Origin of the sequence: Actinoallomurus acaciae (assembly GCF_042429965.1) — a bacterium.
Lineage (GTDB): Bacteria > Actinomycetota > Actinomycetes > Streptosporangiales > Streptosporangiaceae > Actinoallomurus > Actinoallomurus acaciae.
In genome coordinates this window covers 1-7,211 of record NZ_JBHLZP010000049.1, presented here as the reverse complement: position 1 = coordinate 7,211, position 7,211 = coordinate 1, and the positions used below count along the sequence as shown (strand labels likewise).

Here is a 7,211-nt window from a genome sequence, read left to right as displayed (position 1 = left end):
GCCGACTGGGCGAGGCGGAACGCCGCGGCCTTCCGGTGACCCGGCCGCGCGACCCGGTGGAGGATTTCCTCGCCCGGCCGCACGTCGCCACCCTGACGACGCTGCGGCCCGGCGGGTCGCCCCATGTGGTGGCCGTGCGCTTCACCTGGGACGACGACGCACGCATGGCCCGCGTCCTGACGGTGGCGTCCTCGCGCAAGGCCCGCAACCTGGCGGCGGGCGGGCGCGCCGCCCTCTGCCAGGTGGCCGGCTTCCGCTGGGTGACCCTCGAAGGCACCGCCACCGTGTCGGCCGCCCCGGCCCGGGTGGCCGAGGGCGTACGCCGTTACGCCGAACGCTACGGGTCGCCACCGCCCGACCCGCCCGGCCGCGTCGTGATCGAGATCGCGGTCGACCGGGTGATGAAGCTCAACCTGTGAAAGGCCCCTCATGCCCGTCCAGCAAGTCCTCGACTCAACGATCTTCTACCGGGAGGTGGGCGACGGTACGCCGATCGTCTTCCTGCACGGCAACCCCACCTCCTCCCATCTGTGGCGCGCCGTCATTCCGGCCGTGCCGGGACGGCGGCTCGCGCCCGACCTGATCGGCATGGGCGAGTCCGGCAAGCCCGCCATCGACTACTCCTTCGCCGACCACGCCCGGTATCTCGACGCCTGGTTCGACGCGCTCGACCTCGACGACGTGATCCTGGTCGGCCACGACTGGGGCGGCGCGCTGGCCTTCGACTGGGCCGCCCGGCACCCGGAGCGGGTGCGCGGCATCGCGGTGAACGAGACCATCGTCAAGCCCATGACCTGGGAGGAGTTCCCCGAAGCCGGCCGGGCGCTGTTCGCGGCGATCAAGAGCGACGAAGGCGAGGCCATGATCCTCGACGACAACGCCTTCCTCGACGCGTTCCCCGGCAGCGTCGCCACCCCGGTCGGCGAGGACCTCATCGCCGCCTACCGCGCGCCGTACCCCACACGTGAGAGCCGCCGGCCGATCCTGCGCTGGGCGCGGTCGATGCCGCTGGGCGGCGAACCCGCCGACGTCGTGGCCCGTGTCGAGGCGTACGACGCGTGGCTGGCGACGAGCCCGGACGTGCCCAAGCTGCTGATCACGTTCGCACCCGGGCCCGGCGCGATGATGACCCCGGAGATGATCGACTGGTGCGCGCGGCACATCGCCGGGCTGGAGATCGAGCGGTACGACGCGGTCGCCGGGCACCACACGCCCGAGGACCGGCCCGACCTGATCGTCGCGGCCGTGGTGAGCTGGCTGCGACGGCACGGGATCTAGGGCCGGTGCCCGGAAGCAGGGGCGCGGCAGAGTGATGATCTTCTCGGGTGAGGCGTCGCGGAGCTCGTCGAACTGCGGGAGATGACGTCCGACGCGGCCCCTCCGGGCACCTGCCGGGCAGGCCGGCGCCCGCTCTAGAGTGAGCCACATGACGGACACGTCCCGGGAGTACGCGGCCAGGCTGGACGCCGACGATCCGCTCGCCCCGCTGCGGGACGCCTTCGTGCGCGACGATCCCGAGCTGGTCTACCTCGACGGCAACTCGCTCGGGCGGCTGCCGAAGACGACCGCCGAACGGATCACACGGGTCGTACGGGACGAATGGGGTACCGACCTGATCCGTTCGTGGAGCCACTGGGCCGACCTGCCCTTCCAGGTGGGCGACCTGATCGGCGAGGCCCTCCTCGGCGCGGCCGGGGGCCAGGTCGTCGTCGCCGACTCCACCACGGTCAACCTCTACAAGCTCGCCGTCGCCGCGCTCGACGCGCGCCCGGGCCGGACGGTGATCGTCACCGACGACGACAACTTCCCCACCGACCGGTACGTCCTGGAGGGGCTGGCCGCCCAGCGCGGCCTCGAACTGCGCGTCGTGCACACCGACATCGACCAGGGCCTGGACCCGAACCTCCTTCAGGAGGCCGTGGGCGCGGACACCGCGCTGGTCAGCCTGTCGCACGTGGCGTACCGCTCCGGCGCGCTGCTCGACATGACCGCCGTGACCGAGATCGTCCACGACGCCGGCGCGCTCGTGCTGTGGGACCTGTGCCACTCCGCCGGGTCGGTGCCCGTACGGCTCGACGCGAGCGGCGCGGACCTCGCGGTCGGCTGCACCTACAAGTATCTGAACGGCGGCCCCGGATCGCCCGCCTTCCTGTACGTCCGAAAGGAGCTGCCGGACCTGCGGCAACCGATCTGGGGCTGGTTCGGGCAGCGGGACCAGTTCGCGATGGGCCCGGCGTACGACCCGGTGCCCGGGATCGGCCGGTTCCTCGTCGGCACGCCGCCGATCATGGCGATCGCCGCGGTCGAGGAGGGCGTACGGCTGCTCGCCGAGGCCGGGATCGACCGGCTGCGGGCCAAGGGCCAGGCGCTCACCGGCTACGTGATCGACCTGGCCGAGGCCTGGCTGCCGGAGCTCGCCCTGGCCACCCCCGCCGACCCGAGGCGGCGCGGCTCACACGTCTCGTTGCGCCACCCCGAGGCCTGGCGCATGGCGCAGGCCATGATCGCGGACAGGGTGATCCCCGACTACCGGACCCCCGACCGGCTCCGGCTCGGCCCCGCGCCGATCAGCACCGGCTTCACCGACGTGTGGAACGGCCTCGACCGCCTGCGCACGATCGTGCACGAACGGACGTACGAGCGCTTCTCCAGCGAGCCGGCGCGGGTGACCTAGGGGCGCGTCACTCCCACTCGATCGTGCCGGGCGGCTTGCTCGTGATGTCCACCACGACCCGGTTGATCTCCGCGACCTCGTTGGTGATGCGCGTGGAGATGTGCTGCAGGACCTCGTACGGCAGTCGCGCCCAGTCGGCGGTCATCGCGTCTTCGCTGGTCACGGGGCGCAGCACCACCGGGTGGCCGTACGTGCGGCCGTCGCCCTGCACGCCCACGGAGCGCACGTCCGCGAGCAGCACGACCGGGAACTGCCAGATGTCGCGGTCGAGGCCGGCCCGGGTCAGCTCCTCCCGGGCGATCGCGTCGGCCTCCCGGAGCAGGTCGAGCCGCTCGCGCGTGACGGCGCCGATGATCCGGATGCCGAGGCCGGGGCCCGGGAAGGGCTGCCGCCAGACGATCTCCGGGGGCAGGCCGAGCTCCTCGCCCAGCCGGCGCACCTCGTCCTTGAACAGCGTGCGCAACGGCTCGATCAGGGAGAACTGCAGATCTTCGGGCAGCCCGCCGACGTTGTGGTGCGACTTGATATTGGCCGCGCCGGTGCCGCCGCCGGACTCGACCACGTCCGGGTAGAGCGTGCCCTGGACGAGGAACTCCACCGCCTCGCCGTGGGTGTCGACGATCTCGCGGGCGGCCTCCTCGAAGACCCGGATGAACTCCCGCCCGATGATCTTGCGCTTCTCTTCGGGGTCGGTGACGCCGTCGAGCGCGGACAGGAACCGGGTGGAGGCGTCGACGACCTTGAGGTCGACGCCGGTCGCGGCGACGAAGTCCTTCTCAACCTGGAGCGCCTCGCCCTTGCGCAGCAGCCCGTGGTCGACGAAGACGCAGGTCAGCTGGGGCCCGATGGCCCGCTGGACGAGCGCGCCGGCCACCGCGGAGTCGACGCCGCCGGACAGCGCGCAGATCGCCCGCTTGTCGCCGACCTGGGCGCGGACGGCCTCGATCGACTCCTCGACGATGTTGACCATGGTCCACGACGGACGGCATCCGGCCGCGGTGAGGAAGTGCCGCAGCACGGTCAGGCCGTGCTCGGTGTGCATGACCTCGGGGTGGAACTGCACCCCGTAGAGGTGACGCGCCGGGTCCTCCATCGCGGCGACCGGGGCGCTGGCGGTGCGCGCGGTCACCGTGAACCCGGCGGGCGGCGCGCTGCAGGTCACCCGGTGCGACATCCACACCGACTGCTCGGCGGGCAGGCCGGCGAGGAGCGTCCCCTCGTCGAGCACGGTCAGGTCGGTACGGCCGTACTCGGCGATGTCGGAGTTGGCCACCATGCCGCCCAGCTCCCGCGCCATCGCCTGGAAGCCGTAGCAGATGCCCAGCGTCGGCACCCCGGCCTTGAACAGGCCGTCGGGGACCGGCGGCGCGCCGGGCTCGTACACCGACGCGGGCCCACCGGACAAGATGATCGCCTTGGGCCGCTTGGCCAGCATCTCGGCGACCGGCATGGTCGAGGGCACGATCTCGCTGAAGACGTGGCACTCGCGCACGCGCCTGGCGATGAGCTGCGCGTACTGCGCCCCGAAGTCGACAACGAGGACCGTGTCGAAGGACTGCTCGACTGACTCGACGGACACCAAGAACGCCTTTCGGAGTCGCGGGATAGCCACAGTCTAGTGGCGAAACGATGAACGTTTTCCCTCGTAGGAGCCCATACTGATCGGGTGATCACGGCGGACGGCATCGAGGCGAAGCTCGGCGAACTCGCCGACCCCGCCCGCGCCGTACAGGAAAAACGCTATCTCAAGAGCGATCTGCGCCACCTGGGAGTACGGGTTCCCGCCCTGCGGAAGATCGCGGTCGCCGCCGCCACCGGCCTGACGCGCGAAGAGCTCCTGGCCCTGACCGAGGAGCTCTGGAACGCCCCGCTGCACGAGCGCCGGATGGTCGCGATCGAGGTGCTGGTGCGGGGCGTCCCGCTGCTGACCGGCGACGATCTGCCGGTCGCCGAACGGATGATCCGCGACTCGCTCACCTGGGCCTACGTGGACACGCTCGCCACCAAGGTCGCGGGCGGCCTGGTCACCCGGCACCCGTATCTGGCCGGCACGCTCGACCGGTGGGTGAGCGATGAGAACTTCTGGATCCGGCGCAGCGCCCTGCTCGCGCTGCTCCCGGGCATCCGCGCCGGCTCCGCCGACCTGGAGCGCCTGGCCCGGTACGGCGACGCGCTCGTCGCGGAGCGCGAGTTCTTCATCCGCAAGGCCCTCGGCTGGGTGCTGCGCGAGCTGGCCGGGTCCGACCCGGCCTGGGTGCGGACCTGGGTCGGCGACCATGTCGCCGTGGTGTCGGGCGTGACCATCCGCGAGGCCGTGCGCCACCTCCCGGAGGGCGATCGCGCGGCCCTGCTCGGCGCCTACCGGAAGGGCGGCCCTCCCGTCACGCCTCATGAGGGCGAGTAGCGGACCCTCGCCGCGCCGGACGACGTCGACACGTCGATCCGGCGGCTCGCGCCGTCGTCGCGGAGCCCATCGTCGATCTTCACGTCCCCGGACATCGACGTCCCGTCCACCCGGTAGCGGAAGCCGCGGGGCAGCGCGACCGTGACCGACCCGGAGGCGGCCTTGGCCGTCACCTGCCGCGGAGCGTCGGCGAAGCCGAGCCCGACGGCCCCGGAGGAGGTTCTGGCGTCCACCTGCGGCGAGGACAGGTCGGTTCCGTTGATCGAGCCGGAGTTCGCTCTCGCCCAGACGGGTCCGCGCGTCCCGGCCACGTTCACCGTGCCGGAGCGCGCCTGGAGGCGGAGCGCACCCGTGAGCCCCTGCGCCGTGATGTTCCCCGAGGCCACGGTGGCCCGTACGGTGACCGCCGCCGGGACCCGCACGTGCAGGTCGACGCCGCATTCGAGGCTGGCGAACAGTTCCACGCGCCGGCCGCACACCGCCTTGAGGACCAGCGTGTCGCCGTGCCATGACTGTTCGAGGCGCGGCTTGCTCAGCGTCCACCGCAGTGTCTGTTCGACGGCGACCTGGCCGGGCGGCCCGGCGCCCACCGTCACCGAACCGCCGCCCGCCTCGACCTCGAGGGCGGTGATGGCGCGGTACGAGACGGACGGGATCGACTCCGTCTGACGAAGCAGGCGGCCCCAGATCTGCACGCCGAGGGGCACGATCGCCATGAAGGCCGTTACCGCGGCGACGACGATCCAGACACCGCGGCGCCGGGGACGCTCGCTCATCCGCTCGGTCATGAGCCCACGCCCAGGAAGCGCAGCACGGCGAGCACGCGGCGATGATCGGCATCGGCGTCCCGCAGGTCGAGCTTGGCGAAGATGTTGTTGATGTGCTTGGCCACGGCGCTGTCGCCGACCACCAGCGCCTCGGCGATGCCGCTGTTGGAGCGCCCCTCGGCCATGAGGGCCAGCACGTCGCGCTCCCGTGGTGTCAGGCGGTCCAGCGGGTCGCTGCGCCGACGGAGGAGGAGCTGCGCCACGACCTCCGGGTCGAGCGCGGTCTGCCCGGACGCCACCCGGCGCAGCGCGTCGATGAACGCCGAGACGTCGGCGACCCTGTCCTTCAGCAGGTAGCCGACCCGGCTCGTGTTGGCCGCCAGCAGGTCCGCGGCGTACCGCTCCTCGACGTACTGCGACAGCAGCAGCACCGCGACGTCGGGCCACTGCCGCCGGATCACGAGCGCGGCCCGCACGCCCTCGTCGCTGTGGCCGGGGGGCATCCGCACGTCCGCGATGACAACGTCGGGCCGGTGCTCTTCGACCGCGGCGAGCAGGGCCTCGGCGTCGCCGACCGCGGCCGCCACCTCGAATCCCGAGGTCTCCAGAAGCTTGATCAGTCCGGCCCGGAGCAGGACCGAGTCCTCGGCGATCACAACGCGCACGGCAACTCCACGGTGATGACGGTCGGCCCGCCGGCCGGACTGGTGATCCGGAACGTACCGTCGACCGACCCGACGCGCTGACGCAGGCCGGTCAGACCCGTACCCCTCGACGGCTCCGCGCCGCCGATCCCGTCGTCGGTGATGGTCATCCGCAGGACGTCTCCGGCGCGGGCCACGACGATCCGCACCTGCTCGGCCCGCGCGTGCCGGGCCGCGTTGGTGAGCGCCTCGGAGGCGACGAAGTAGGCGATCGCCTCGACCGTCGGCGACGGGCGTTCGGGCACGTCGACCCGCAGGCGTACGGGAAGGGGCGCTCGCGCGGCGATGCCCGACAGCGCGGCGTCCAGGCCGCGGTCGTCGAGCACGGCCGGGTGCAGGCCCCGGACGACGTTGCGCAGGTCGGTCAGGGCCTCCTTCGCCTCCCGGTGCGCCTCGGCGATCACCTCCATGGCGTCGTCGGGGACGCCGGTGAGGGTCTCGCGCGCCAGCCCGAGGTTCATGGCGAGCGCGACCAGCCTCTGCTGTACGCCGTCGTGCAGATCGCGTTCGATGCGCCGGCGTTCGGCGTCCGCGGCGTCCACGACGCCGGCGCGGCTCTCGGCGAGGTCCTCGACCCGGCGTTCGAGTTCGTCCGCCCGGCTCGGGCCCAGCAGGGCGGACGCGACCCGCGTGTCCAGCCGCGCGACCGCGGCGGCCAGTCC

Annotated in this window: 8 protein-coding genes; 4 read left to right on the top strand and 4 right to left on the bottom strand. The window is 72.4% G+C overall.

Features of this window, described 5'->3' with window-relative positions; all coding sequences use genetic code 11:
* The 3 genes from ACFFNX_RS09545 to kynU all read left to right on the top strand — a co-directional run.
* Window positions 1-419, top strand: a 419-nt coding sequence (locus ACFFNX_RS09545; protein WP_446678508.1) for a pyridoxamine 5'-phosphate oxidase family protein, incomplete at its 5' end; no start/stop codon positions are given.
* A 10-nt stretch (window positions 420-429) separates the two neighbouring features.
* On the top strand, window positions 430-1,278 hold the full coding sequence (locus tag ACFFNX_RS09540) for a haloalkane dehalogenase (protein WP_378198183.1): 849 nt from the start codon (window positions 430-432) through the stop codon (window positions 1,276-1,278).
* A 148-nt stretch (window positions 1,279-1,426) separates the two neighbouring features.
* The gene (gene kynU / locus ACFFNX_RS09535) at window positions 1,427-2,674 is read left to right on the top strand and encodes a kynureninase (RefSeq protein WP_378198181.1); all 1,248 of its coding nucleotides are present in this window, start codon (window positions 1,427-1,429) and stop codon (window positions 2,672-2,674) included.
* Between the two features lie 7 nt (window positions 2,675-2,681).
* On the opposite strand, the gene guaA is transcribed toward kynU, so the two are convergent.
* The gene (gene guaA / locus ACFFNX_RS09530) at window positions 2,682-4,253 is read right to left on the bottom strand and encodes a glutamine-hydrolyzing GMP synthase (protein ID WP_378198180.1); all 1,572 of its coding nucleotides are present in this window, start codon (window positions 4,251-4,253) and stop codon (window positions 2,682-2,684) included.
* Window positions 4,254-4,340: 87 nt separating this feature from the next.
* On the opposite strand from guaA, the gene ACFFNX_RS09525 reads away from it, so the two are divergent.
* Window positions 4,341-5,078, top strand: a complete 738-nt coding sequence (locus ACFFNX_RS09525) for a DNA alkylation repair protein (protein ID WP_378198178.1) — start codon at window positions 4,341-4,343, stop codon at window positions 5,076-5,078.
* On the opposite strand, the gene ACFFNX_RS09520 is transcribed toward ACFFNX_RS09525, so the two are convergent.
* The 3 genes from ACFFNX_RS09520 to ACFFNX_RS09510 form a co-directional block, all read right to left on the bottom strand.
* A complete protein-coding gene (locus tag ACFFNX_RS09520) occupies window positions 5,063-5,854 on the bottom strand; it encodes a DUF4097 family beta strand repeat-containing protein (protein WP_378198176.1) in 792 nt (263 codons plus the stop codon). The genes ACFFNX_RS09525 and ACFFNX_RS09520 overlap by 16 nt on opposite strands.
* 8 nt (window positions 5,855-5,862) lie before the next feature.
* Window positions 5,863-6,510, bottom strand: coding sequence for a response regulator (locus ACFFNX_RS09515; protein WP_378198174.1), 648 nt, complete (start codon window positions 6,508-6,510; stop codon window positions 5,863-5,865).
* On the bottom strand, window positions 6,498-7,211 hold a 714-nt coding region (locus ACFFNX_RS09510; protein WP_378198172.1), incomplete at its 5' end, for a sensor histidine kinase. The genes ACFFNX_RS09515 and ACFFNX_RS09510, both read right to left, overlap by 13 nt.